We start from the raw sequence: 25,203 nt of genomic DNA, 5'->3' as shown, positions 1-25,203 counted from the left end.
TAAGGCTTTTCTTATCAGCAAAGCTCTATACAGTAACACATTATTCTCTATAGTATATTCACCTGTATAAAAAACGTTTTCATACATTCTATTTTTGTAATTTTATTTCAGCAATCGCTTTATACTTCGGTGTCTCCTTCACGTGAGATTCGTATAAAGTAATTGTATCCGCTTGAAATGATATTTCCGGCACTTCCTTTATATGTTCTAAATCAAACTTCTCTTCTCCTACCCATTTACGAGCAACAGTAATATGCGGATGATACGGGCGTGTTTCTAAAGAAAATCCATTCCCTTCACAAATAGCGTGTACTTGCTTTTGTAACTGGAACAAATCGTGATTCTCACTTACCTTCGACCAAAAAATACGCGGCCTATCTTCCATACCGAATGTTGAAAATCCTTGTAATGTGAACGATAGTTCTTTCATTTCCGTAAGTGTTTGTAATCCATTCTGTATTCCATCTACTTGTTCCTCTGTCGCACTTCCTAAAAATGAAAGGGTAATATGATAGTCTTCTTTATGTACCCATGAACGAAATGGTAATTCTCCCTGCATTTCCTCTTTATAGTTAGACAGCACTTCTTTTATATGATTTGGTAACGTAATCGCGACGAAATAATGCGGCTCCATGTACATCTTCTCCTTCTTTCTATTGTTGCTTTTCTTTCTTATCTCATTCAGGTAAAAAGAATCAAACTTCCCTACAAGTCTAACCAAGTTCAGGTCGCGTTAATAAATAAAATTATATTGGCTTAACAATAAACAATACGTAACAGAAAACCGTCCCAAAATATGTATCGGGACGGCCTCTTATTATTTATATATCTATTACTTCGCTAATTCATGAATTGCTTGCGCGTAAATTGCTGTCGCTTTTAATAAGTCTTCAATTTCCATATATTCATCCTTTTGATGCGCAAGTTCTTCTTTTCCAGGGAATAGCGGACCAAATGCAACACCAGCTTTCAATGAACGTGCGTAAGTACCACCGCCAATTGCTAATAGTTCTGCTTTTTCACCTGTTTGTTCTTCGTATACGCGCTGTAACGTACGAATTAATACGTGGTCTTTATCAACGTGATGCGGGCGAGAGTTCGAATAGTCCGCTACTTCAAATCCATGAGTACCAACGTATTCTTTTAACTTCGCAATCATCTCTTCAAAGTTAGTCGTAACTGGATAACGTACATTTAATCCTAAATTACCACCATTTTCTTTCGTATAAGAAAGACGACCAACATTCACTGTTAACGGACCGCTAACTTCATCTTTATAAGCGATAGTAGCCTTTTCACCATAAATATCACCAGTAAATGTTTCTGTTGCAAATGTTGCAAACGAAGCTCCTTTTCCATCAAGAGCGACTTTCGTTAAGAAGTTTGCCAGTAATAAACCTGCATTCTCGCCCTTCTCTGGAGTAGATCCGTGAGCTGAAATCCCTTTAATTTGCAACGTCACCGTATTACCTTCTACAATTGCTTCACCTATTTTTTTAGCAGTTTGTAAATACTCTTCATATGCTACTGTAAGTGCATCTACATCTTCTCCTATAATAATTGCTTCTGCAAAATCAGGAACCATATTTAAACGGCGACCTGATTCAAATGAAACAAGTTCATATGTACCTTTCTTCTCTTCACTACCACTTTGCACAACTTGTATATCAGAAATACCTTTTTCTGCATTAATAATTGGAAAGTCCGCGTCTGGCGCAAAACCGATTGTTGGCATTTCTTCGTTTTTAAAGTAGTGATCTACACATTTCCAATTGCTTTCCTCATCTGTTCCTAAAATCATGCGAACACGTTTTGAAAGAGGTAAACCTAATTCTTTCACAATTTTCATCGCATAATAAGCTGCCATCGTTGGGCCTTTATCGTCAATTGCACCACGTGCAAAAATCTTTCCATCGCGAATATCTGCACTATATGCAGGAGTCGTCCAGCCATCTCCTTCTGGTACAACATCAACGTGACATAGAATACCTACTAATTCCTCTCCTTGCCCCATTTCAAGATGACCTGCATATCCTTCTAAATTTTTAGAAGCAAATCCTTCAGCTTCTCCTTTATGTAACATGAAAGATAAGGCTTTTTCTACACCTTCACCGAATGGTGCGCCCTCTTTCGCCGATTCTTCTTCCCATACACTTTTAATTTGTAAAAATTGTTGTGTATCACGAATTAAATCGTCTTTTCGTTTTGCAACTTCTTCTGTCCAATTAATTGCTGACATCACGCATCCATCCTTCACTATATTGTTTCTTTCATCATAACAAACCGAAATCTCTTATGCCATACACGAAAATCAAATACCGAACAATTGTAATATTTCAGATATTTCCCATTAGTTTTTCTTTTATTTTTTCAAAAAAATTTGCAGGAATTTGGCGTTTTACGTAGAATTTTATGTGTTAGTTGACTGACCATATATACAATGTCAACTACCAATATTTTTCTATATGAATATTTGTTAAACTTTTGTAAAATTTAAGTAGATTAAAGCATGAATTTTATCATGTAGAGTACAATGGTAGTAACGACCTTCTTTCCTGAATGGGGTCAAAAAAACTAGTAGAGGAGTGGTTTTCTCTTGAAACCTACAACTACTCGTATGCTAACACGCATTAAATCAATTTATATGTACATCAATGAAAACGGAACGGTAACGACGAAAGACCTTGTAGATGAGTTCGGGATCACACCGCGAACGATACAACGTGATCTAAATGTGTTGCAGTTTAATGAACTCGTGTATAGCCCTTGCCGCGGTAAGTGGACAACAACAGGAAAGAAAGTGAGAATGACCTCATAATGAAAAAATAATTGTATGTAAATAAATACATACCCCTTTCTAACTCATTAGAAAGGGGTCTTTTCTGCGCCGAAAAACAGCACTATTTCTCAGTATCTACTTGATATGTTTTTAACATTTCTACTTCTTCATCTGATAGCTCTCGGTATTCTCCAAGTTCTAACTCTGCATCTAATACTAACGGTCCCATCTCTGTTCTCTTTAGGTAGACTACTTTTTTCCCTACCGCTTCAAACATACGCTTTACTTGATGGAACTTTCCTTCTGTAATGACAAGCTCAATTTCAGAAATCTCATCGCTTTTTAATATTGTAAGTGCACCTGGCTTTGTTTCATAGCCATCATCTAAAATAACACCTTTAGCAAACTCTTTTACATCCTCTTCTGTTACGACTCCTGCAATGTGTGCATAATATTTTTTCGGCACATGCTTTTTCGGAGATAACAATTGATGTGATAACTTCCCGTCATTTGTTATCAATAAGAAACCTTCCGTATCAATATCAAGTCTTCCAACTGGGAACGGATCAAAGATTGCATCTTCTAACTCTAATAAATCTATTACTGTTTCATGATTATCATCTTCTGTCGCTGAAATAACGCCTTGTGGTTTATGCATCATTAAGTAAACAAACTCTTTATATTCCACAACTTCTCCGTGAATCATAACTTCTTGTTCTTCTACATTTACATGAACCTTTGCATCTTTCACTGGCGTTCCATCAATTTTCACAACGCCGTCTTTCAACAATTTCTTTACTTCTTTTCTACTTCCGTATCCCATATTCGCTAATAATTTATCTAATCTCACGCTTTTCACCTTCTTTTTTTATCATAGAAAAGGGGACGTAATTACGCCCCTTTTGATTTCAACTTTATTTTGAATCTATTGCCAAGTTTACGTTGGATTTTCTCTAACGCTTCTCCACCAAATACTCTTTCTAGTACTCCTGTGCGAATTGCTAACAATCCGTACACAAGACCACCAATACCTGCACAAACCACAACGGTAATAAGAGCACCCATTCGTCCATCAGGCGAAATCATGAAGGATAGAATCCATTGTGATAACTTTACAGCAATGACCATTACAAGTGTTAATACTGCAATTTGGAATGTTCTCTTATATACAACACCAAATGAATAGTGTACATGTTTTTTGATTTGTCTATTCGTATACCATACGGAAGCTAAGAATCCGACTGCTGTTGCTAAAATTGCTCCAACTGTACCGAAATAACGAATAAAGATTACGTTACATACGAATTTCAAAATAACACCCATAATAAGCGCGACAATCGCATGTTTTTGTTGATTGATTCCCTGCAAAATTGCTGCTGTTACTGTAAATAAAGCGAATAACAACGCAACCGGTGCATACCACATTAACACTTGTCCACCTAATGGGTCTGAGTCATAGAACGCAGTATAGATTGGATATGCAAGTGTTGAAATGCCGACAACCGCTGGCAATGTTAAGAACATATTTGCCTGGAATGTTTGTGTGATTTGTAACTTTAAATAACGGTATTGTTTTTCAGTAAATGATTTTGTAATCGCTGGTACAAGCGTTAAACTAAACGCTGTCGCAAGCGACACAGGAATCATAATTAATTTATGCGTCCACATTGTGAAAATACCAAGTGCTCGCTCTGCAATATCACCTTGGCCAATCGCTTGCATAATTGAGTTAAATGTCAGTGTATCAATTTGTTGATATAAAGGAATTGTTAACCCAATTACAACGTAAGGAATCGCATATGCAAATAATTCTTTAAATAATTGAACGGTACTCACTGTCGATTCTGGTACAGTTTGTTCAATTAAATATTGATCCAAATGTTTTTTACGTTTTAACCAGTACCAAATTAATACGCCGAGTGCTCCAACTGCTGAAACGAACGCAGCAAATGTTGCTACCCCAACTGCTGTTGCAACTGTACCGCCAAGTACTTTAATAACGATAAAACTACCCGCTAATAAAAAGACGATACGAATAATTTGTTCAATAATTTGCGAAACAGTAGTCGGTCCCATAGATTGGTGACCTTGGAAATAACCACGAATTAAACTCGCTGCTGGTACAACAATAAGTGCAAAACTTACAAGACGAATAATCGTCGTAACTTCTTCTACATTACTGTGTATACTTTGTTTACCAAGCATTGCTTCTGCAAACAATGGCGCCGACATATATAGAACTAGGAATGAAAGAACTCCTGTTACTATCATCATAACCATTCCCGAGCGGAACATTCTCCGGCTCGTTTTATAATCGCCAAGCGCATTATATTTAGAAACAAATTTGGAAACAGCAAGCGGCACCCCTGCCGTTGCAATACTTAAAAAGATCGTATATGGAATGTATCCATATGTATAGAGCGTTCCGCCTTCTGTACCTACTAATGCATGAAACGGAAAGACGTAAATCATGCCTAAGAACTTTACTAAAAATGTCCCTAACGTAACAATAAGCGTTCCGCGCAGAAATTTCGAATCGGACATACAAAAATCCTCCTACATCTACATAAAGTGAAACTATGATTAGTTGAACTATTCAAGTATTTACAGGCTACCAAATACCCTTTTTATTTCTCTTACATCTTAAGGTTTTAGTCTTATTGCCCACAAATAGCAGGATAGTGCTGAACTCTAACTTTTGTATTGTACCACAATTCTCTCCTTAAGCAGTACTTCACTCTATTTTTCTTTTAAGGGAAAACATGCTATTCTTTTAGGCAGGAAATGTAGAAAATGAGGTCGATATATTATGCATTATGATGTTATTGTCATCGGCGGCGGGCCTTCTGGGCTAATGGCTGCAATCGGTGCTGCAGAAGAAGGCGCAAGTGTCTTACTTCTTGATAAAGGAAATAAACTAGGGCGTAAACTTGCGATTTCTGGTGGTGGTCGTTGTAACGTAACGAACCGTCTACCACTTGATGAGATTGTTAAACATATACCAGGAAATGGCCGCTTCTTATACAGCGCTTTTTCTATTTTCAATAATGAAGATATTATTACATTCTTCGAAAATCTCGGTGTAAAGCTGAAAGAAGAGGATCATGGTCGCATGTTCCCTGTATCAAATAAAGCACAATCAGTAGTAGACGCACTTTTAACACGATTAAGAGACTTAGGTGTAAAAATCCGTACAAATACACCTGTTGAAACGATTGAATATGAGAACGGTCAAACGAAAGCAGTCGTACTACAAACTGGTGAAGTGTTAGAAACGAATCACGTCGTTATCGCTGTTGGTGGAAAATCTGTTCCTCAAACTGGCTCTACTGGAGACGGATATGCTTGGGCTAAAAAAGCTGGGCATACAATTACAGAATTGTTCCCAACAGAAGTACCTATCCTTTCAAACGAACCATTTATTCGTGACCGCTCCTTACAAGGTCTTGCTTTGCGCGATGTAAACTTAAGCGTATTAAACCCGAAAGGAAAAGCTATCATTTCTCATAAAATGGACATGCTCTTCACTCATTTCGGCCTATCTGGTCCTGCTGCTCTTCGCTGTAGTCAATTCGTCGTGAAAGCACTGAAAAAGTTTAAAACGAATACAGTACAAATGAGTATCGATGCATTGCCAGAAGAAAATAGTGAACAACTATTCCAGCGCATGCTGAAACAAATGAAAGAAGATCCGAAAAAAGGAATTAAAAACGTTTTAAAAGGTTATGTACCTGAGCGTTACTTCCTATTCTTATTAGAAAAAAATGAAATTGACGGTAGTGAACAAGCTGGACAAGTTTCTCACGAAAAGATTCGTGCACTTGTGAAAGACTTTAAAGAATTTACTGTGAATGTAAATGGTACGCAGTCAATTGAAAAAGCATTCGTTACTGGCGGCGGTGTATCCGTTAAAGAAATTAATCCGAAAGAAATGTCTTCTAAATTCACGAACGGCGTATATTTTTGCGGAGAAGTTCTTGATATTCACGGTTATACTGGCGGCTATAATATTACATCTGCTCTCGTTACTGGTAGAATTGCCGGAACAACAGCTGGAGAAAACGCGAAAATGCAATACTAGAAAAGAAACAGGGATTCCTGTTTCTTTTTTTATAGGTATATGAAATTATATCGGCGATTTCTCAAGTATATCAGCGATTCTGCGATTTATATCGGCGATTTTTTAAATATATCGACTTACCGACAAGAAGCGACAAATATACGCTCCACTTAACTTCCCATTGCTTTTTTGTTGCTTTATATACCTTAGTACCTTTATATTTTATATTGTTGAATATTTGAAAAAGGGTAAGGGGAAAACATATGAGAAAAAAAGTCATGATGTCTTTAATGCTAATGACGTTTCTTTCTGCGGTTGAAGGAACGATTGTTAGTACAGCAATCCCTCGTATAACGAGTGATTTGTCAGGCGTCGAACTTGTTAGTTGGGTATATGCAATTTATATGCTTGCAACAGCAGTTTCGACCCCAATATATGGAAAGCTCGCTGATTTATTTGGTCGTAAAAAAGTCTTGCTTATCGGAGCTACAATCTTTTTAGTCGGTTCTGCACTTTGCGGAGTCGTTACATCAATGGAACAATTAATTTTCTTCCGCGCTCTTCAAGGTATTGGTGCTGGTGCTGTCATGCCGATCACAATGACGATTATTGGAGACCTATATAGCGAAGCGAAAGACCGTGCGAAAGCACAAGGCTGGATGAGTGCCGTTTGGGGTGTATCTGGCGTTATCGGACCGTTAGTAGGTGGATTTTTAGTTGATTCCCTATCTTGGCGTTATATTTTCTTCTTAAACGTTCCATTCGGAATTATCGCTTGCTTAATGATTGCCATTTACTACAAAGAATCTATTAAGCCCGCTAAACACCATATCGATTATCTTGGTGCAACAGTCTTCTCATTAAGTACGATTGCTCTACTATATGCACTATTAACAGGTAGCAGTAAGCAAAACTGGGGAGACATTACAATTATCGGCCTATTAATCTTCGCCGTCGTTTCATTCATTATTTTCTTATTCATCGAGAAAAAATCTCCGGAACCATTAATTCCGCTAGCACTTTTCTCTAACCGTTCATTATCTACGATAAACATATTAACGCTTATTGCTGGCGCAATGATCATTAGTATTACAATGTACCTTCCAATTTGGAGCCAAGGTGTATTAGGAAAAAATGCAACTGAAGCTGGACTTATTTTAATGCCAATTCCTGTTATGTGGACATTTGGTGCTATCTTCTCTGGTAACTTAGTAGGAAAATTAAAAACGAAACAAATCATTTTACTTGGAGCTAGCATTTTATCAGTCGCTACGTTCTTATTATTTACATTATCAACAAATTCACCATCGTTCCTTATTTATGTAGCAGTCGGATTATTCGGCTTAGGAATGGGGCTTGTGACACCGATTTACATGGTAACAATTCAAGCAGCCGTACCAGCTCATACACGCGGAACAGCCGTTGGTTTAAACACATTTATTAATACATTTAGTCAAACATTAGGTGCTGCAATATTCGGCACAATCTTCAATACGATGATTCACGCACGTGGTATTAAAAACCTTGATCTTGTATCTGGTGGCGGACACGGAGGAACTACAGCAAGTGTAGCAACTGAATCACAATCCGCATTAGCAGCAAGTGTTCACGTCATTTATATGAGTACTTTCGTATTAGCAGTATTTACATTAATTATCGCTTGGATTTTATTAAAGCCAGCTACTCAAACAAGTGAGCAGTAAAAAGAAAATGAACATTTTACTGTACACCTAAACATTTTAGATTCAGAACTTGAGCAATTGACTCAATTAAAAAATTGATTTAATACTAGCAAAAAAAACTCCAACATAGCGTTATGTTGGAGTTTTTTTGCTACCTATTCATAGAAAGCACTTCCTAAGAACAACACACTATAGCATCATCAAATGCATCTTCTGGAACATACACCTTATTGCCCTCTACTTTATATGGAATGTTGTTTTTTTCAAACCTTTCTGTGTCAACAGTTTCTACAGTGTCGCCCCATTTCACATATTTTCCTTTGTATTCTTTTTGACAAGCAGACAATATGAATAAAATAGATAGACAAAAAATCAGTATTAAATTCTTTTTCAAAATCTTCGTCTCCTTTTTTATGCAAATATGTATTTTCAAGGTGTTAATATAAAGAAGATGACTCCTGTCGAATACAGAAATCATCTTCTTGATGCCGCCTAACTTTTCTTAAAATGTCCTTTACAAAAGGGGTACAGATTATAAAATATTTACCCTCTTTTTACTCTTCATTCTCCACAATATGTTTCAGCATGGACAATTTATTATCCCAAAAACGCTCATAATACGAGAGCCACTGTTGTAATTCCTCTAATGGCTCTGGATGCAAGCGATATATCTTCTCTCTTCCGCTCTTTCTTCCGCTTACTAAATTCGCTTCTGAAAGAATATGAAGGTGCTTTACAACCGCAGTACGACTCATCGGAAAATGATCCGTTATTTTGGAAATCGGTAACTCTTTATCACTTAATAACCGTATTACTTCTCGGCGGGTTGGGTCAGCAATTGCTTGAAATACATCATATTTCGCTGCTGATGAGGACACTTAGCCTTCGACAACCTTTTTCAGTTTTTCATTTACAATCGCTACCCAGCCACCGCTCATTCTATCGTGAATAATAGAGCTCTTCGCATTTGGTTTTGGAAGGATTTCATCAGGATGTTTCCAGCCGCCGTGAATTAACGTAAATTCTGTTTTATTATCTCCTAGGTCTTTCAAATTAAATGAAACGATCCAGCCATCTGTATCCCATGAGAAAGATAGATGATTTGGCTCATCAATTTCTAACACTTTACATGGTGATGGTCCAAATGGTGATTGTACATGAAATTCATGTCCTACCTCTAATTCGAAATCATTTGGCATAAACCATGATGCAATTCCATCTGCAGTTGATACTACATTCCATACTTTTTGAATAGACGCGTTGAAAACGATCGTTTGTTTAATATCAGTTAATGTATTTTGTTGTTCCATTGTCATTCTCCTTTATTCGGCGCTCAAATATAACACCTTTTGGTTACATTTAGATAATATAACACCTTTTAGTTTCATGTCAACGCTAATTCTTTTTTTACTGTTGAGAAATTCTCAACATTTTTTCAACAGGACAAACACCCTCTCAGCATTCCTTCATAATATACTCACAAAGGCAACAAAAAATAAAAACTTCTCTCAACATGAAACTCCATCATTCATCTTGAAAGAAGAGCCTTACTTATATCATGCGTATTTCGTCTCTCCTCCTTCCCTCAGGGACACTACGCGAGATATGAAAAATCAGAAGGAATATGCCCACCATTTGAGTAGGTAGTTATTTCTCTTCTCCTCAACATTTCCTTAGGAGCGAAATGACTACCGACTCACTTTTTTCAAACAAAAATAAAAAGGGGTTGAACGCTATGTTCTATTGCATTAACTGCTCTGATATTCATCATGAAAAACATCCGAATGATAAAGTATTCAAAAACGGTTTTTATATTGATCCATTTTTAGGTGATCGTTATCACCTTGGTATGTGTACAGATGCCCAAAACCATGAAACAGGGGCACCTCTTTTAACGAAAAAAAAATTAGGTACATCCCAATCTATTATGAACGTATTACCGACACATGTTGTCCCAACATAAAGCATAAAAAAGAGCTGGCTCACCCAGCTCTTTTTTATGCTTTATAAACGATCATTGCTGAAAAACAATAAATTTGGTTTTCGTCATCGTTAATGGAAACACCAACTTGGTACTTAATATCTACAAAGTTACTATCATCAATCTTTTTCAAAAAAACATTTACAGCATCTTCTAAGTCTTTCTCGTGACTTTCATCAAATACTTTCACACGAATCATGTTAACACCATCCTAGATCGCAGCCCTCCGCCGCTTGATTATTGCCACGGTGCGTATCTATGATGCGATAAAATTTTCCGTCTTCATATATATATCCGTCTTCTAACACATATTGTTTACCTTCAGTATAGACATAAAACTTACCTATCATAAATTTACTCGTATATAATTCCAAACAATCTGGTCTAAATTTAGCTACAACTTTATTTGTAATATCAATTTTTATTGTGCGCCCCACCTTCTCTCCCTCCTTTGCAAAGAACGGATTTAGGTATATTGTATTAGCGATTTTACATTTTATGCTTAAAAATAAGTGGATATGCCTTCTTTCTTCACCTGTACTATTTTTCTAAAAAAATCATAGATAAGTAAGAGCAAAAAAATATATAGAAAAAAAGAGTTTTTACTTATTGACTCGAATATAATTATTATGGTATTATATAAAATTTGACATTTTTATTAACTTATGTTATTATTAAAGATGGTTACCACATATGGAGGTGGATGATTTGTTTCAAATTGGTGATAAAATCGTTTATCCAATGAACGGCGCAGGAGTCATCGAAGCCATTGAAGAGAAAGAAATATTAGGAACAATACGTCAATATTGTGTGATACGTATCATTAGTAAAGATATGCAAGTAATGCTTCCTATGGATCAATTACAAAAATCAGGTATTCGTTATATCGTAGATAAAGGTACGTTAGATGATATACTTCTTGAATTTCAAAACGGGGAATCAGATACATCACTTTCCTGGAAACAAAGATATACAATGAATATGGAAAAAATGAAAAACGGCAATCTGCAAGATAGTGCAGAAGTTGTTCGTGATTTACTTCGCCGCAATAAAGAGAGAGCTTTAAATGCGAGCGAAAAACAAATGCTAGATAATGCCCGAAAAATGATGATTAGCGAAGTTGCACTCGTGCAAAATGTTTCTGAACATCAAGCAACAGAATATCTTCAAGATACAATTAATCATTAAATTTAAAATAGCCGACCGCTATTTTTTTTTGCAGAAAAAAGGACAAAGAGCTAAAACTCTTTGTCCTTTTCTATTACCCACGTCCAGCTTGGAACGATGGATATAACGTCATTCCACCATCTGCAAATAACGTAATTCCAGTTACGTAACTGGCCTCTGAAGAAGCGAGCCACGTTGCGACTGCTGCAATTTCTTCCGGTTTTCCGATGTAGCCCATCGGTATCATACTTTCCACATCGGCACGTTTTTTAGGATCAGCAAACTTCTCTGCATTAATTGGCGTATTTATTGCACCTGGTCCAATATTGTTTACGCGAATGCCTTTTGGTGCATATTCTAATGCTAACGTTTCTGTCATCAGTTTAATGCCGCCCTTACTAGCCGCATAGTGCACAAATAGCGGCCACGGAATTTTCTCATGAACACTAGACATATTAATGACAGACCCTTTAATATCATGTTCCACAAAATATTTAATCGCTTCACGGCTTCCTAAAAAAGCACCTGTTAAATTTGTATTGATTACTTTATTCCAATCTTCAAGCGGCATTTCATGCGATGGTACCGCATTTTCTATCCCTGCATTATTTATCATAACGTCAAGCGTACCAAACTCTTTCACAGCAGATTGAATGAGATTCGCAACATCAGATTCATTCGTGACATCACCTTTTACAGCAATTGCTTCTCCGCCTACTTTTTTAATTTCTTCTAATACATCATGCGCTTCTGATTCTCGTGAGCGATAGTTAATCACTACTCTCGCTTTCTCCTTAGCAAACCTTACTCCCATCGCTCTTCCAAGACCAGTTGCTGATCCTGTAATAACGACAACTTTCCCTGCTAAATCACTATACATTTCCATACCTCCTTTAACTTTTGGCAACACCTAACATAATTCCGGCTGCAATAATAAAAACGATACCGACAACAATACCTATTAATTGGCGTTTCGTTTTTCTTTCACCTAATATAAGAATCCCGCCAAGCGTTGAAATAATAATTCCCATTTGCGATAGCGAGAAACTTGTTGCCACCCCAACACGCGGCTGTGAAATGAATAAAAACATATTTCCAGCTGCCCAAATTAATCCTGGAATGATATTTCGTATTGCATATTTATTAAACGGATGATGTTTAAACGTAAGCAAAATGCCTCCTAACACCATACCAACTGCCTGTGGCAATAAAGCTGACCAACCATCTACGTTAAAGAGCCTAATCACTACTACATAAACTAAATAACCGACTGTTGAAATCAATAAAATGATAATGCCCCTTTTAAAATTTCCCGCTTGCTCTGCATTCTTTTCTTCTTCACTTTGAAGCGATGTTAAAATAACACCGATAATAATACAAACGAGAGCTAATACGCCAAGGACGACCGATATTGTCGTGGACCACTCATGAAATACGATGACTCCAAATAAAGTCGTCGCAACTAATTGAAGTCCTGTTGAAATGGGCATCGTCCTCGAAACACCCATTAAATCGATACTTTTTAATTGATTCGCCTGACCAAGCGCCCAAAATAAACCTGATACAATTCCAACTCCAATAACAGTAGGAGTTAATACTGGCTTCATAAAAATATAAACAACAATCGAGAAAATAAGTGCACCAAACGTTGTACCGAGCGTTTGACTATACGGTCCTCCACCCAATTTCACGTTGAATAGCACAATACTTCCCCAAAATAGAGCCGGTAAAATTGCTAAAAGTATGTCCATTGCTCATTACCTTTCTTTACTGAATGTCATGGGTTATTACTCTGAATCATTAGAGTGAGCTTTTATTTTTTCTTTTTCGTGTTCACAAACCTTTTCTGCAACATCACCAGAAACATTCTTTTCTCGCTCCACTTTCTTTATCTTTACGTGATCTAAATGATCTTCCAAAGTAAGTGTAACTTTATCATTCGGCGGATTATGTGCACCTTGGAACGTAAGAAATTGTAGCGTAATTTCAAATCTAGGAACGAACTCATCTTTCTTGCCAAGACGCTTTATATTTATAACGGAAGCACATTCATATTGATCTTCTGTCACTTGTCTAATAACCGAATAATATCTATTCGATAATGCACTTTCTAAAAGCTGTTCCCTTGATTCTTTCGCAAAAGAATCACTTGGAGAAGAGAAAAACACCGAACATAGCATTGTAATAACTACACATATTTTTTTCATAATACCCTCCTTGTTCTATACGTTAGTGTTCGCAAAACTTCCATAAAAAAACGACTTCCCCTATGTAGGAAAGTCGTTTTAATAAATCCAATATTAACCACCGCTTACCGGTGGGATTAGTGCAACAACATCACCAGATCGGATCGTGTCATCTTCATTTGCGTATTCTTCATTAATCGCAACCATAATTGGTTCTGTCACTGGTACATTATATTCTTTAGCAACGATATCTTTTAACTCTGCAACCGTAATATTTTCTTTCTCTATTTGTAATTCACTTGTTCCTGCTTCCTCTTGCAAGTGCGCAAATAACAATACTCGAATCATACTTATAGCTCCTTCCCAGGCTCTCCGGCCGGATATGGCGTTTTTTCTAATTGGTCACCAATCCAAGAGTCTCCATCTTCCCAAAACTCCTTTTTCCAAATTGGAACAATTTGTTTTATGCGTTCCATAATATATTCATTCGCTTCATAAGCCGCTTTACGATGCGGTGTTGAAACAGCAACAACAACCGCGATATCAGAAATTTGCAGTGTACCGATGCGATGTGTAATCGCAACATACGTACCTGGCCACTTCTCTTTCACTTCTAAGCCAATTTTCTCTAGCATCTTTTCTGCCATCGTTTTGTAAGCGACGTATTCTAAGTATAATGTACGACGCCCTTTCGTAAACTCTCTAACGGTTCCAATAAATGTTGTAACAGCACCGCATTCACGGTGAATAACTTTCTTCGCTACCTCTTCAACCAAAATTTCTGTATCAATTACTTCATAATACGTATTTGTCATTTCGTACTCCTTACCGTTTGTACAAACCAGTCTATATACAACTCTTCTTCTGTTATATGAAATACTTTATATTCTTCTCGTAAGTTTGCGGGAGCATCATGCCACGTAATAACCGCTACTATATTTTCTACTTTATGTAAAAGTTCAACGTCTTCAGCAGAACGAAGTAACACTACTTTCGGATAGCTCTCTTTTTTATAGCCCTCTATTAAAATTGTATCCACTTCAAAAAACTCATATAAGCGAATAATTTCTTGCAAAGACCATTCCTCTTTTAATGACGAAAGTGAAAGTAATCCAGCGCCTTCTACACTACTAACGACAGCACCAGCCTTTCGGTGCCTTTCACTATCTTTTTGCGCTACTTCCGGAAAACCTCCGTGTCCGTGATGTTTAATGGTAGCAACTTTCATTTTCCGTTCAGCTAACGCATACACTATTTTCTCAACAAGCGTTGTTTTCCCGCTATTTTGATACCCTACTATTTGTAAGATTGAAGGGGCTTTGCCCATGGCCAATCACATCCCTCGGCGTGCTCTAACAATAATACCGATACTTTCATCCCTGCCTCAAATCCTCTCGTTCCTCCAGGCAACACAATAAAAGCATTCGCATCAGCAAGTGAAGATACCGCACTCGATTTATCTAAACCGACCGGCATCGCTTGTAATGCCCCGTCCACAATTGTCACGTTCGCTCTTACAAAACGAGTAAACGGATTTGGCTTTGGAAAATCTTTTTGTAAAATAGCATCAGCTCTATATACGTGAGGCTCCTTCGCATACAAATATGTTTTTATAACCGGATGCACAAATAGCTCAAAGCCTACATAGCAAGCTGAAGGATTTCCTGATAAACCGAAAAGTAACTTCCCATCAACTTCAGCTACTGTCGTTACACTACCTGGTCTCATCGCTATTTTATTAAAGAGTACATTCGCTTGTAATCTTTCATAAATGGCCGGCAAGTAGTCATAATCTCCTACCGACACACCGCCTGTCGTAATTAAAATATCAACCTCATTCATCGCTGATTGAACGGCTGTAAAACATGCATCTAGCTCATCAGCAAGTTGGCCATAATAACGAACTTTTCCTCCGGCCTTCATAATTTGAGCGGCAATCATATAAGAGTTACTATTTCTAATTTTCCCCGGCTGTAACGGCTCATGTACTTCTAACAGTTCACTTCCTGTCGTAACAATACCAACAACAGGCTGTTTTACAACCTTCACAGTACTATATCCAAACGTCGCTAATAAGGCCGCTACACCTGGATTAATTGCAACACCTTTCTTAACGAGAACTTGATTTTGTTTTATATCTTCCCCTTTAAATGACACGTTGTCACCACTATGAAAAGGACGCTTTAACTTCATATATGTTTTTCCGTTCTTCTCAAAACCTTCTGTCAGCTCTAGCATTACGACTGCATTACAATCCTCTGGAATAGCTGCTCCTGTCATAATACGAACCGCTTGAAAAGACCCTACTTCTTCTGTAAAAACAGATCCCGCCCCGATCTCTCCTATTACTTCAAAATCAATCGAATTCTCTTGATTTGCTTCTTTCGTATCTTCTGCCCGAATTGCGAAACCATCGTAAGGAGAACGATCAAAATGAGGAACGTCATGATCAGAGACAACATCCTCCCCAAGAATTCTCCCGTAACTTTCCGTAATAGAAACTTCTTCTACTTCACCATTCTTCGCATATTCCATTACTCTCTCTACTGCCTCAGCAACTTGAACCGGAATTCGTTTTTCTACCATCGTTTCTCACCTCATATTTGCAATTTTTTTTATCTCGATTAAACTTTATATATTAAATAGAAATTACTTCAAGGAGGAATTCCATGTCTTCATTCACACACTTTAATGACCAAGGACGCGCGAAGATGGTTGATATAAGTGACAAAAAAGCAACCGTTCGAACAGCAATTGCATGCTCTAGCATTGTCGTTACAAAAGAAATTTACGATAAAATCTCACACAATGAAATCGGGAAAGGTGACGTACTAGCAGTTGCACAAATCGCAGGTATTATGGCTGCGAAACGTACTTCTGATATTATCCCAATGTGCCATCCTTTATTATTAAAAGGTGTTGACGTTTCTTTCGATTGGAAACAATCCGAAGAACAATATCGATTACTTATTGAAGTAAAAGTTAAAACAGAAGGTAGCACCGGTGTTGAAATGGAAGCTTTAACAGCGGCTTCCGCTACCGCACTTACTGTGTACGATATGTGTAAAGCTGTTGATAAAGGTATGATTATTGGCGAAACGTACTTACTTGAAAAAACAGGTGGAAAAAGTGGAGATTACGCGAGAAAATCTTAATCTTCTCTCTGTTGAACCTAAAGGGTCTCCTTTAGGTTCAACCTATATATCTTGCATATAAACGTTTTGCTACATTGATATCATTCGTCCCATGAATAAACGCCCTGCCATCTGTAAATAAAACAAAACGAAATTCCTCTACCGGAAATGATAATAAATACGGAGTAGCTTTTACATCCACACTTCTTTGTAAGCGCTTTTTAATTTCCTCTAAGTTAAATTCATTCCGCACACCTGGACGGATTTGCACTGTATTTCGTCCACATAACACTTCTGTTTTTGTTTGTGCTTCAAATGTTAAACTCGGATATGTACGTAATCTTCCGCAAGATAAACACGTGTCTTTTTTCTGCCTGTTCACTTTAAATGCCATCTGTTGATTATTCCATAGATCAAACGATAACATCGTTTCGCGAAGCGCCCCATAATCTTCTACTAATATTTTCAACGCTTCCGTTATTTGATGCGCCACTACTAATTGTACTGCTGGCTGTATAATACCAGCCGTATCACATGTTGCTCCGCTCGCCGGATGCTCCATTAAACAGCGGAAACACGGTGTTTTTCCTGGTAAAATTGTATACGTTACTCCGTAGCTTCCGACACAACCACCATATATCCATGGAATATTATACTTTTGTGAAATATCATTAATAAGAAGACGCGTTTCAAAATTATCTGTCGCATCTAATATTAAATCTACATCATTCACTAGCTCTTCCATTTCTTGCACTGTTACATCCGTCACAACCGGATTTATTTCCACCTCAGAATTAATCGCCTTTAAATGTTCTGCCGCTGCTACCGCCTTCGGTTTATACTGCTTTGCATCTTCTTCTGTATATAGTTGTTGCCTTTGTAAATTGCTCCATTCTACATAATCACGATCTGCAATTGTTATTTTTCCAACACCTGCTCTCACAATCGCTTCTGCATTTGCTGCACCAAGAGCTCCAGCCCCAATAATAAGCACATGTTTCTCTCTAATTTTTCTCTGTCCTTCTTCTCCAACACCAGCAAATAATATTTGTCTTGAATATCGCTCCTGCATACGATAGCCCCCTTTCTTATCCTCCTATATAAGACATTTCAATTTTCGGACGATTTTTTGCACTTTCTTCTGTCCGTTCATCCGAATACCTATCTTTTCTATTCATCCACACATCTTGTATAACACTTACTAACTCCTCATCCGAAAGATTCCCTCTAAGAAGTTCCCTTACATCCAATCCTTCTGTCGCAAATAAGCAAGTATAAAACTTTCCATCTGCCGAAATTCTTGCTCTCGTACAAGAGGAACAAAATGACTCAGAAACAGAAGTAATAAAACCGACTTCGGTATTTGTTCCAACGTAGCGATATCGCTTCGCAACTTCACCGAAATAATGCGCTTCAGCTGGCTCGAGCGGATACACGCTATGAATCATTTCAATTAGCTCTTGCTTTGTAACGACTTGATCAAAGTTCCATCCATTTGTACTACCAACATCCATAAACTCAATAAACCTAAGCGTGATTCCCTGCTCTTTAAAATACGCAGCCATCGGAAGTACTTGATGGTCGTTCATCCCTTTTTTCACAACCATGTTTACCTTTACATCAAGCCCGGCCTCTTTTGCAGCCATAATCCCCTTTATAACAGGTTTTGTATTAATATTCCGGCCATTAATAGCCTTAAATACATCGTCATCTATTGCATCTAAACTAACATTTACTCTATGTAATCCAGCTTCTTTTAATACTTTTGCTTGTTTTGTTAAATGAATCGCATTTGTCGTTAACCCTATATCTACTAACCCTTCAATTTTCACGAGACGTGCAATAAGTTTTGTTAAATCTTTACGCAGCAGTGGCTCGCCACCAGTAAGTCTAATTTTTCGTACACCGATGCTAACAAATAGTTTTGCCAAACGCTCAATTTCATCAAACGTCAGTAAAAACTCATCTTTCAAAAAAGCATAATCTGGCCCAAAAACTTCCGCTGGCATACAATATGTACATCTAAAATTGCAACGATCAATGACAGATATGCGCAAATCTTGAAGTGGGCGTCCAAAAAAATCTGTAACCATCTCCTGCATCGCCACCCTCCCTTTCTGCCAAATTTCTCTCTTTTCATTCTATTATAATATATTTTCGAACTGCGATGTTTTTGCTCAAGTGAATAAAGTAAAACTTTCCTAACCAATTAGACTACCTACAAATAACGAGATAAAAAACCTTGAAGCATAAAAGCCCCAAGGTTTTCTTCCCATTAACTTAACCTAATAATAGTTAGCGTAGCTCCTGGTGTTGTTGTAGATAATGTAGCTATTGCAACTAATCCAAATAACTGCAAACTAATAGCAGCCCCAGCAGGCAAATTAGCAATTATTGTCGCATTAAATGACCCTGTAGCTACTGCTGGTGAATTTATTGTTCCTGCAAGCGGACTACCATTGACAGTTATACGAGAACTTACAAGTAAAGAGGCTGTTAAATTTATTGTATAAGCTATATAGTAATTCCCTGCATTTGCAACTGTAAATACGGTATTTCCTCCGCTAACGGTAATTCCTGGTCCAATATTTTGATTGTTTGGCAATGGTACATTTGTACCACCTAACAGAACAGATATAGCACTTCCTGATGTATTATTTGCAAATGAGTACGTTGCAGTTGTACTAACTCCGGTCACACCCGTCGCCCCGGTTGCTCCCGCTCCAGTTGGGCCTGTTGGACCTTGAATTCCTTGCGAACCAGTTGGACCCGTGGATCCTGTTGGACCTTGTGAACCTGTTACTCCCGTTGGACCTTGGATTCCTTGTGGGCCTTGAACTCCTTGGGGACCTTGTGCTCCGGTTGCCCCAGTATCCCCTGTTGGGCCTTGTGGACCTTGCAATCCTTGCACGCCTTGTGGACCGGTTGGACCTATTTCGCCTTGAACACCTTGAACTCCGGTTGGGCCTTGTGGACCAGTCGGACCTTGCACACCTTGTATCCCCTGAATTCCCTGCGGACCTTGTGCTCCGGTTGCCCCTGTCACACCTTGTATTCCTTGCGGGCCTTGATCTCCTTGAATTCCTTGTGGACCCGTTGGACCTTGAATTCCTTGTGGACCTTGGATTCCCTGTGGACCTTGATCTCCTGTCGCCCCAGTTACTCCTTGTATCCCTTGGGGACCTTGAACACCTTGCGGACCTGTTGGACCTTGGATCCCTTGCACTCCTTGAATTCCTTGTGGGCCTTGTAAGCCCGTCACCCCTGTTGCTCCTGTTTCTCCGGTCGCTCCTGTCACTCCTGTTAAGCCTGTAGCCCCAGTATCTCCAGTTGCTCCTGTCACCCCTGTTGCTCCTGTTGGTCCAGGTGGTCCACCGGATGGACCTGTCACTCCCGCCGGACCTGATGGCCCCGTTGGACCAGTCGGTCCTGCAGGTCCTCCAGAAGGACCTGTTATCCCTGTCGGACCGGTTACTCCTGTCGGTCCTGTAGTTCCTTCCCCTGTCGCTCCAGTTACTCCTGTATCCCCTGTTACTCCTGTTGGCCCTTGGATTCCTTGAATCCCCTGCGGCCCCTGCACTCCTTGTGCTCCCGTCGGTCCTTGAATTCCTTGAATACCTTGCACTCCCTGTGCTCCCATTGGACCTGTTGGACCTATTTCCCCTTGAGTACCTTGCACTCCTTGCGGCCCCTCTGGACCTGTTGCCCCTTGAATACCTTGAACGCCTTGAATTCCAGTTGTTCCTTGCGCTCCAGTTGCTCCTGTTACACCTTGAATCCCTTGTATTCCCTGAATTCCTTGCGGGCCTTCTGGTCCTGTCGCTCCTACTGGCCCTTGTATCCCCTGTATTCCTTGCGGACCCTCTGGACCTGTTGCTCCAGCTGGTCCTGGCACACCTTGGATTCCTTGTGGACCCTGAAGTCCTTCTGGGCCTTCTGGTCCTGTTGGTCCTATATCTCCCATCGGCCCTTGGATTCCTTGCACTCCTTGTGGTCCTGTTTCTCCTGTTGGACCTGGTACCCCTTGTATTCCTTGCGGACCTTGATCTCCTGTCGCCCCAGTTACTCCTTGTGGTCCTATAGCCCCCTGTATTCCTTGCGGACCTTGATCTCCTGTTGCTCCCGTTACCCCTTGAATCCCCTGAACTCCTTGTATTCCTTGTTCACCAGTTACGCCCGTCGGACCAGGAATACCTTGAATACCTTGCGGACCTTCTGGACCGGTTGGTCCAATCGGCCCTTGAACCCCTTGTATTCCTTGCAAGCCCTGCGCTCCTGTGCTTCCAGTTGGACCTGTAGTTCCTGCTGCTCCAGTTATCCCTGTACTTCCTGTTGCCCCTGTATTTCCCGTTGCTCCCGTCGCACCTGTACTTCCACTCGGTCCACCACCCGGACCTGTCGCACCAGTTGCCCCCGTCGGACCAGGAGGTCCTCCTGATGGGCCAGTTATTCCTGTTGGACCTGTTATGCCAGTCGGACCAGTTATCCCCTGACCAGTCGCTCCGGTTGCCCCCGTATTTCCACTCGGCCCTTGTGGGCCTTGTATACCTTGAGGGCCTTGTATACCTTGTGAACCAGTTGCACCCGGTACCCCTTGCACTCCTTGAATTCCTTGAGGTCCCTCTGGTCCAGTAGCTCCAATCGGCCCCTGTATTCCTTGTATCCCCTGTATTCCTTGCGCCCCAGTCGCTCCTGTTGGACCAATCGGACCTTGTAACCCTTGCACTCCTTCTGGTCCTGTCGCTCCTGTTGCCCCCTGTGGTCCCCTCAATCCTTGCGGCCCCTGCTGTCCTTCTGGCCCTGTTGCACCCATTTGTCCAGCTAGTCCTTGAATCCCTTGCACTCCTTGAGGTCCTGTCGGGCCCTTCTCTCCCATCGGACCTTGTAATCCTCTTGGTCCTTGTGGGCCTGTTGGACCTTGGGGACCGGTTGGACCAGTAATCCCAATGCCAGTAAATCCGGTTGGAACGGGAGGAAAAGTAGGTCCAATAAGATTTGGTGAAATTCTGAAATTAGAATTTAATGAATTTTGTTTATCGCGCCCTTTCACACTTTCACCACCTACACACCATCTTTTTCACATCAAACAAACCTCTTCTTTTTAATATGTATTTACAAAAACAATCTCCAAGACTATTTTTATTTTTAATAATAAAAACTCCCTTAATTCCTTAAGGGAGTCCAGCAATTGAATCCATATTATCTGTATTAGGGACAGCTTGTGCTATGCTCGATGCATTTACACTTTGCCCCATATTTGCTCCTGTTACAGTACCGGCAGGAGTTCCCCTTGTATAGGTTGTCGTCACCGAGTCTCCAGGCTGTAAACAAAGCTTCGTCTCCGTTCCTATTACTGTAACAACATCAATCCAAGTACACCCCATTGAACCACTATACGATTTCGTAGCAGTAAATGAAGTATCACTCAAATTATCACCGGTAAATATATTACCAGTGTTATTCACAATAACAAATTCTTTTATATGAGCAGGCATAATCACACTCTACCTTTCCTCTATGAACCTAATGTACGTGTACTCGTTGCTAATGGCGGAAGAAACACTGATGTTCTAATCACTGCTTCTGGCTGTCTTTTCCCATTTAAAAAAATAGCCGCACTCGATCCTCCAGCACCTGCATATATTTTTGCTACAGCTAAAGGTGAGATATCATAACAGTCACCGACATTAACAGCCCCTGTATTATTAATAATTTTTACTTTCCGCAAGTTAATCCCCATTTACCTATCCCCCTTTTGTACACTGTATGCAAAATAAAAAAACTTGAAACAAACACGTTTCAAGTTTTTTCAAGCTACTTATTTCGTTTCACCTTCATATTGAAGCATGCCGCCAACCATGTTCATTGTTTTAAATCCTTGCTCATTTAAATAATGGCATACATTTTCACTGCGCATTCCCGAGCGACAAATAAAGATATATTCATTCTCTTTATCAAAGAAATCTACTTTATTTGGGATATCGCCCATTTTAATATGTACAGCTTCCGGAATTTTCCCTGCTGCTACTTCTTCATCTTCCCTTACGTCTACTAAAAATAACGTTTCTCCATTTTCTAAACGCTCTTGCACTTCTTCTGTAGTAATTGTTTTAACTTCTGTCATATGTCGTTCCTCCTTATATACAATAAAACCTTTAGTCTCTTCCTTAAAAAAGCATGTCTAATCAATTTTAGCATGCGAAAGAAAGAACGCAAAGAATGGAAAATTTATTTCTCAATTTTGCCGCAAAACTTATTCTTTACAAACATAACTCGTGCATTGTATCCTCAATATACTTGTTTTATGAAAGGAGCCAATGAAAATGACACTTTTTCTTTTCATTATGGGCATCATTTTCTTAATCGCTGCAATTATTGCTCTTAGTATGAAAAATAATAAAAAGATAAAATCGCCACAAGAAATATCGTTCTTATTTCTATTACTTAGTATAGCGTTCTTCGGTATAGCAATTGCCACATATATTTTCCGTCTACAAATTATGTAAAAAAAGGTGCCTACTACATACATTGCACCTTTTTCACACCATTTATTTTCTACACAAAACTAGATACTTTCCGATTTAAAAACTCATAAACCTTTTTTTCAAATAAATGAATATCAAAGGCTCCCGCCATATGTCCATTTATACTTTCTATCTCATACACTTCCGCATACTTCCCTTGTTTTTGCAACATGTCTACCATTTTATAATTATAACGTGACGGCTGAAGCAAATCTTGTTTACACGGAATCATAAGTACATTTGCTTCTATATTAGACAATGCCTCTTCTAAAGACGAAAATCCATGCGCAATATCATGTAATAAAACTGCTTTCGCAGTGTATATCCACGAATTTGCATCTACTAACTCTATACTTCTATATGTCACTTTATTTATTTCTTTCTCAAATGATGTTAATGCAGCAAATGTTTCATAAGGTTCTTTCTCTACACTATTACGAGGGAATGTCGTTTCATAAAAATGCTCATCAAATGCGTTCATAAACATCATTCTATTTGCTAAATGGAGTCCCTTCATTGGCTGCTCTTCTCCATATTTCCCGCCCTTCCAACTTGAATCCAGTTGAATAGCCTCAATTGCATTTTGCGCTACATTTACCGACGTAATAATTGGATTTTGCGGGTTCGTAATAACACCAATCATCCGCTCTACCATATGAGGATAATGAACAGCCCATTGCTGCGCAATCATCCCACCAGCTGACGGTCCCATTACAGCATGTAACCTTGAGATTCCCATATCTTTTATTAACTCATATTGCACACGAGCTACATCAAGAAATGTAAGAACCGGAAAATCCATCGCATATTCATCTCCAGTTTTCGGATGAATCGATTTCGGTCCCGTTGTAAACACATAAGGGTTCTTAACCTGCACATTACAAAGATTATCAGTACATATAACAAAATATTTATTTGTATCAATTGCTTTCCCCGGTCCAATTAAACCATCCCACCAGCCAGACTCCTCATCATGCGCTGTATATTTCCCTGCCGCGTGACTCGTTGCACTAAAATAATGGCATACCAAAATCGCATTTGACCTTTCTCTATTTAAAGTACCATACGTCTCATACCCCATTTGAACAGGAATTCCCCTACCATTTTCAAACGTAAACTCTCTTAAAACAAACTTTTCCTTTTTTACAAATTGCACAGACTCGCCCTCTTCCCGTCATAGTATGAACTGCTGCTTACTAAAGGATTTTTTCTATGCAAACTAATCTCCTCCTTCTTTTCATAAATAAATGAATAATATACAAAATTAGCCACAAAATAGCATTATATTACACAATCAAAGAGGGCATACATATGATTTGGAATTGGCTACGTAAGAAAAAAAAATCAAACACGGCAGAGAAAAACGAAACAGATAACTCGGAGCAACAGCCTAACACCCAAGAGAATGATAACAAAGAACAGACTCGAAGTATGAAACATAATAAAGATAGCAATAGCGAGCAAAAAAAAGAGGAACACAAAGAGCCTTCTCAGGATCAACAGCAACAATATTCTAAACAAAACGACTCAGATCAGACTCAACAACAACAACAACAACAACAACAACAACATTCTAAACAAGATGACTCATTCCAGAATCAGCAACAACATTCTAAACAAAACGACTCGAATCAGAATCAGCAACAACATTCTAAACAAAACGACTCGAATCAGAATCAGCAACAACATT

Annotated in this window: 30 protein-coding genes and 1 pseudogene; 8 read left to right on the top strand and 23 right to left on the bottom strand. The window is 38.9% G+C overall.

Annotated features, from left to right (window positions below; translation table 11 throughout):
• Positions 1 to 88: 88 nt before the first annotated feature.
• Both thpR and pepV read right to left on the bottom strand, forming a co-directional pair.
• Positions 89 to 634 (bottom strand): RNA 2',3'-cyclic phosphodiesterase, encoded by a 546-nt coding sequence (gene thpR, locus K5S59_RS04985; protein ID WP_000433230.1) that lies wholly within the window; start codon positions 632 to 634, stop codon positions 89 to 91.
• Between the two features lie 198 nt (positions 635 to 832).
• Positions 833 to 2,239 carry a dipeptidase PepV gene (gene pepV / locus K5S59_RS04980; RefSeq protein WP_098872874.1) on the bottom strand — a complete coding sequence of 469 codons (1,407 nt, stop codon included), beginning with the start codon at positions 2,237 to 2,239 and terminating at the stop codon, positions 833 to 835.
• A gap of 357 nt (positions 2,240 to 2,596) precedes the next feature.
• On the opposite strand from pepV, the gene K5S59_RS04975 reads away from it, so the two are divergent.
• Positions 2,597 to 2,818: a DeoR family transcriptional regulator gene (locus K5S59_RS04975; protein WP_000805512.1), complete on the top strand. Its 222-nt coding sequence runs from the start codon at positions 2,597 to 2,599 to the stop codon at positions 2,816 to 2,818.
• An 82-nt stretch (positions 2,819 to 2,900) separates the two neighbouring features.
• Here the strand turns inward: K5S59_RS04975 and K5S59_RS04970 are convergent, their stop codons facing one another.
• Positions 2,901 to 3,629 carry a pseudouridine synthase gene (locus K5S59_RS04970; protein ID WP_001234945.1) on the bottom strand — a complete coding sequence of 243 codons (729 nt, stop codon included), beginning with the start codon at positions 3,627 to 3,629 and terminating at the stop codon, positions 2,901 to 2,903.
• A 41-nt stretch (positions 3,630 to 3,670) separates the two neighbouring features.
• Positions 3,671 to 5,323: a putative polysaccharide biosynthesis protein gene (locus K5S59_RS04965; RefSeq protein WP_001284025.1), complete on the bottom strand. Its 1,653-nt coding sequence runs from the start codon at positions 5,321 to 5,323 to the stop codon at positions 3,671 to 3,673.
• 265 nt (positions 5,324 to 5,588) lie between these two features.
• On the opposite strand from K5S59_RS04965, the gene K5S59_RS04960 reads away from it, so the two are divergent.
• Positions 5,589 to 6,860: a BaiN/RdsA family NAD(P)/FAD-dependent oxidoreductase gene (locus K5S59_RS04960; RefSeq protein WP_000558893.1), complete on the top strand. Its 1,272-nt coding sequence runs from the start codon at positions 5,589 to 5,591 to the stop codon at positions 6,858 to 6,860.
• Between the two features lie 242 nt (positions 6,861 to 7,102).
• Positions 7,103 to 8,542, top strand: a complete 1,440-nt coding sequence (locus tag K5S59_RS04955) for an MDR family MFS transporter (protein ID WP_120450944.1) — start codon at positions 7,103 to 7,105, stop codon at positions 8,540 to 8,542.
• A gap of 154 nt (positions 8,543 to 8,696) precedes the next feature.
• Here the strand turns inward: K5S59_RS04955 and K5S59_RS04950 are convergent, their stop codons facing one another.
• From K5S59_RS04950 to K5S59_RS04940, 3 genes are all read right to left on the bottom strand, one after another.
• Positions 8,697 to 8,915, bottom strand: a complete 219-nt coding sequence (locus tag K5S59_RS04950) for a hypothetical protein (protein WP_000739868.1) — start codon at positions 8,913 to 8,915, stop codon at positions 8,697 to 8,699.
• A gap of 160 nt (positions 8,916 to 9,075) precedes the next feature.
• Positions 9,076 to 9,399, bottom strand: coding sequence for an ArsR/SmtB family transcription factor (locus K5S59_RS04945; protein WP_000098837.1), 324 nt, complete (start codon positions 9,397 to 9,399; stop codon positions 9,076 to 9,078).
• Positions 9,400 to 9,831, bottom strand: a complete 432-nt coding sequence (locus tag K5S59_RS04940) for an SRPBCC family protein (RefSeq protein WP_000437771.1) — start codon at positions 9,829 to 9,831, stop codon at positions 9,400 to 9,402.
• Between the two features lie 425 nt (positions 9,832 to 10,256).
• On the opposite strand from K5S59_RS04940, the gene K5S59_RS04935 reads away from it, so the two are divergent.
• Positions 10,257 to 10,484: a DUF3973 domain-containing protein gene (locus K5S59_RS04935; protein ID WP_120450946.1), complete on the top strand. Its 228-nt coding sequence runs from the start codon at positions 10,257 to 10,259 to the stop codon at positions 10,482 to 10,484.
• A gap of 34 nt (positions 10,485 to 10,518) precedes the next feature.
• Here the strand turns inward: K5S59_RS04935 and K5S59_RS04930 are convergent, their stop codons facing one another.
• Together K5S59_RS04930 and K5S59_RS04925 are read right to left on the bottom strand one after the other, a co-directional pair.
• Positions 10,519 to 10,701 (bottom strand): sporulation protein Cse60, encoded by a 183-nt coding sequence (locus K5S59_RS04930; RefSeq protein WP_000621751.1) that lies wholly within the window; start codon positions 10,699 to 10,701, stop codon positions 10,519 to 10,521.
• 1 nt (position 10,702) lies between these two features.
• Complete coding sequence (locus K5S59_RS04925) at positions 10,703 to 10,939, bottom strand: DUF2553 family protein (protein ID WP_000533797.1); 237 nt, start codon at positions 10,937 to 10,939, stop codon at positions 10,703 to 10,705.
• Positions 10,940 to 11,195: 256 nt separating this feature from the next.
• On the opposite strand from K5S59_RS04925, the gene K5S59_RS04920 reads away from it, so the two are divergent.
• Positions 11,196 to 11,690 (top strand): CarD family transcriptional regulator, encoded by a 495-nt coding sequence (locus K5S59_RS04920; protein ID WP_001998466.1) that lies wholly within the window; start codon positions 11,196 to 11,198, stop codon positions 11,688 to 11,690.
• 73 nt (positions 11,691 to 11,763) lie between these two features.
• On the opposite strand, the gene K5S59_RS04915 is transcribed toward K5S59_RS04920, so the two are convergent.
• From K5S59_RS04915 to moeA, 7 genes are all read right to left on the bottom strand, one after another.
• Complete coding sequence (locus K5S59_RS04915) at positions 11,764 to 12,549, bottom strand: glucose 1-dehydrogenase (protein WP_000286681.1); 786 nt, start codon at positions 12,547 to 12,549, stop codon at positions 11,764 to 11,766.
• Positions 12,550 to 12,562: 13 nt separating this feature from the next.
• On the bottom strand, positions 12,563 to 13,420 hold the full coding sequence (gene glcU / locus K5S59_RS04910) for a glucose uptake protein GlcU (RefSeq protein WP_000353540.1): 858 nt from the start codon (positions 13,418 to 13,420) through the stop codon (positions 12,563 to 12,565).
• 36 nt (positions 13,421 to 13,456) lie between these two features.
• Positions 13,457 to 13,876 (bottom strand): DUF3888 domain-containing protein, encoded by a 420-nt coding sequence (locus tag K5S59_RS04905; RefSeq protein WP_000717675.1) that lies wholly within the window; start codon positions 13,874 to 13,876, stop codon positions 13,457 to 13,459.
• A 93-nt stretch (positions 13,877 to 13,969) separates the two neighbouring features.
• Positions 13,970 to 14,203, bottom strand: coding sequence for a molybdopterin converting factor subunit 1 (gene moaD, locus K5S59_RS04900; protein ID WP_000621771.1), 234 nt, complete (start codon positions 14,201 to 14,203; stop codon positions 13,970 to 13,972).
• Positions 14,204 to 14,205: 2 nt separating this feature from the next.
• On the bottom strand, positions 14,206 to 14,670 hold the full coding sequence (moaE, locus tag K5S59_RS04895; protein ID WP_000185926.1) for a molybdopterin synthase catalytic subunit MoaE: 465 nt from the start codon (positions 14,668 to 14,670) through the stop codon (positions 14,206 to 14,208).
• The gene (gene mobB / locus K5S59_RS04890; RefSeq protein ID WP_000513639.1) at positions 14,667 to 15,182 is read right to left on the bottom strand and encodes a molybdopterin-guanine dinucleotide biosynthesis protein B; all 516 of its coding nucleotides are present in this window, start codon (positions 15,180 to 15,182) and stop codon (positions 14,667 to 14,669) included. The genes moaE and mobB overlap by 4 nt, the downstream gene beginning before the upstream one ends.
• Complete coding sequence (gene moeA, locus K5S59_RS04885) at positions 15,152 to 16,441, bottom strand: molybdopterin molybdotransferase MoeA (protein ID WP_120450947.1); 1,290 nt, start codon at positions 16,439 to 16,441, stop codon at positions 15,152 to 15,154. The genes mobB and moeA overlap by 31 nt, the downstream gene beginning before the upstream one ends.
• An 83-nt stretch (positions 16,442 to 16,524) precedes the next feature.
• On the opposite strand from moeA, the gene moaC reads away from it, so the two are divergent.
• Positions 16,525 to 17,010, top strand: coding sequence for a cyclic pyranopterin monophosphate synthase MoaC (moaC, locus tag K5S59_RS04880; protein ID WP_000094145.1), 486 nt, complete (start codon positions 16,525 to 16,527; stop codon positions 17,008 to 17,010).
• 37 nt (positions 17,011 to 17,047) lie between these two features.
• Here the strand turns inward: moaC and K5S59_RS04875 are convergent, their stop codons facing one another.
• The 6 genes from K5S59_RS04875 to K5S59_RS04850 all read right to left on the bottom strand — a co-directional run bounded on the left by K5S59_RS04875 (position 17,048) and on the right by K5S59_RS04850 (position 23,113).
• Positions 17,048 to 18,061, bottom strand: a complete 1,014-nt coding sequence (locus K5S59_RS04875) for a molybdopterin-synthase adenylyltransferase MoeB (RefSeq protein ID WP_098258113.1) — start codon at positions 18,059 to 18,061, stop codon at positions 17,048 to 17,050.
• A 16-nt stretch (positions 18,062 to 18,077) separates the two neighbouring features.
• The gene (gene moaA, locus K5S59_RS04870) at positions 18,078 to 19,091 is read right to left on the bottom strand and encodes a GTP 3',8-cyclase MoaA (RefSeq protein WP_001157144.1); all 1,014 of its coding nucleotides are present in this window, start codon (positions 19,089 to 19,091) and stop codon (positions 18,078 to 18,080) included.
• Between the two features lie 173 nt (positions 19,092 to 19,264).
• Positions 19,265 to 22,039 carry a BclA-related collagen-like exosporium protein gene (locus tag K5S59_RS04865; RefSeq protein ID WP_120450948.1) on the bottom strand — a complete coding sequence of 925 codons (2,775 nt, stop codon included), beginning with the start codon at positions 22,037 to 22,039 and terminating at the stop codon, positions 19,265 to 19,267.
• Between the two features lie 121 nt (positions 22,040 to 22,160).
• Positions 22,161 to 22,484: a hypothetical protein gene (locus tag K5S59_RS04860; protein WP_001110860.1), complete on the bottom strand. Its 324-nt coding sequence runs from the start codon at positions 22,482 to 22,484 to the stop codon at positions 22,161 to 22,163.
• Positions 22,485 to 22,504: 20 nt separating this feature from the next.
• Entirely contained in the window at positions 22,505 to 22,729 is a 225-nt protein-coding gene (locus tag K5S59_RS04855) for a spore germination protein (protein WP_000512461.1), read from the bottom strand.
• A gap of 78 nt (positions 22,730 to 22,807) precedes the next feature.
• Entirely contained in the window at positions 22,808 to 23,113 is a 306-nt protein-coding gene (locus tag K5S59_RS04850) for a rhodanese-like domain-containing protein (RefSeq protein WP_000141210.1), read from the bottom strand.
• A gap of 199 nt (positions 23,114 to 23,312) precedes the next feature.
• Here K5S59_RS04850 and K5S59_RS04845 point away from each other — a divergent pair, with 199 nt between their 5' ends.
• Positions 23,313 to 23,495 (top strand): hypothetical protein, encoded by a 183-nt coding sequence (locus tag K5S59_RS04845; protein ID WP_000171882.1) that lies wholly within the window; start codon positions 23,313 to 23,315, stop codon positions 23,493 to 23,495.
• Positions 23,496 to 23,544: 49 nt separating this feature from the next.
• On the opposite strand, the gene K5S59_RS04840 is transcribed toward K5S59_RS04845, so the two are convergent.
• On the bottom strand, positions 23,545 to 24,669 hold the full coding sequence (locus K5S59_RS04840; RefSeq protein WP_120450949.1) for a homoserine O-acetyltransferase family protein: 1,125 nt from the start codon (positions 24,667 to 24,669) through the stop codon (positions 23,545 to 23,547).
• A 155-nt stretch (positions 24,670 to 24,824) separates the two neighbouring features.
• Here K5S59_RS04840 and K5S59_RS04835 point away from each other — a divergent pair.
• Positions 24,825 to 25,203: pseudogene (locus K5S59_RS04835) on the top strand (spore germination protein); the annotation flags it as partial.

Source organism: Bacillus sp. BML-BC051 (genome assembly GCF_019656175.1).
GTDB lineage: Bacteria > Bacillota > Bacilli > Bacillales > Bacillaceae_G > Bacillus_A > Bacillus_A mobilis.
This window is presented reverse-complemented; position numbering and strand designations above follow the sequence as displayed.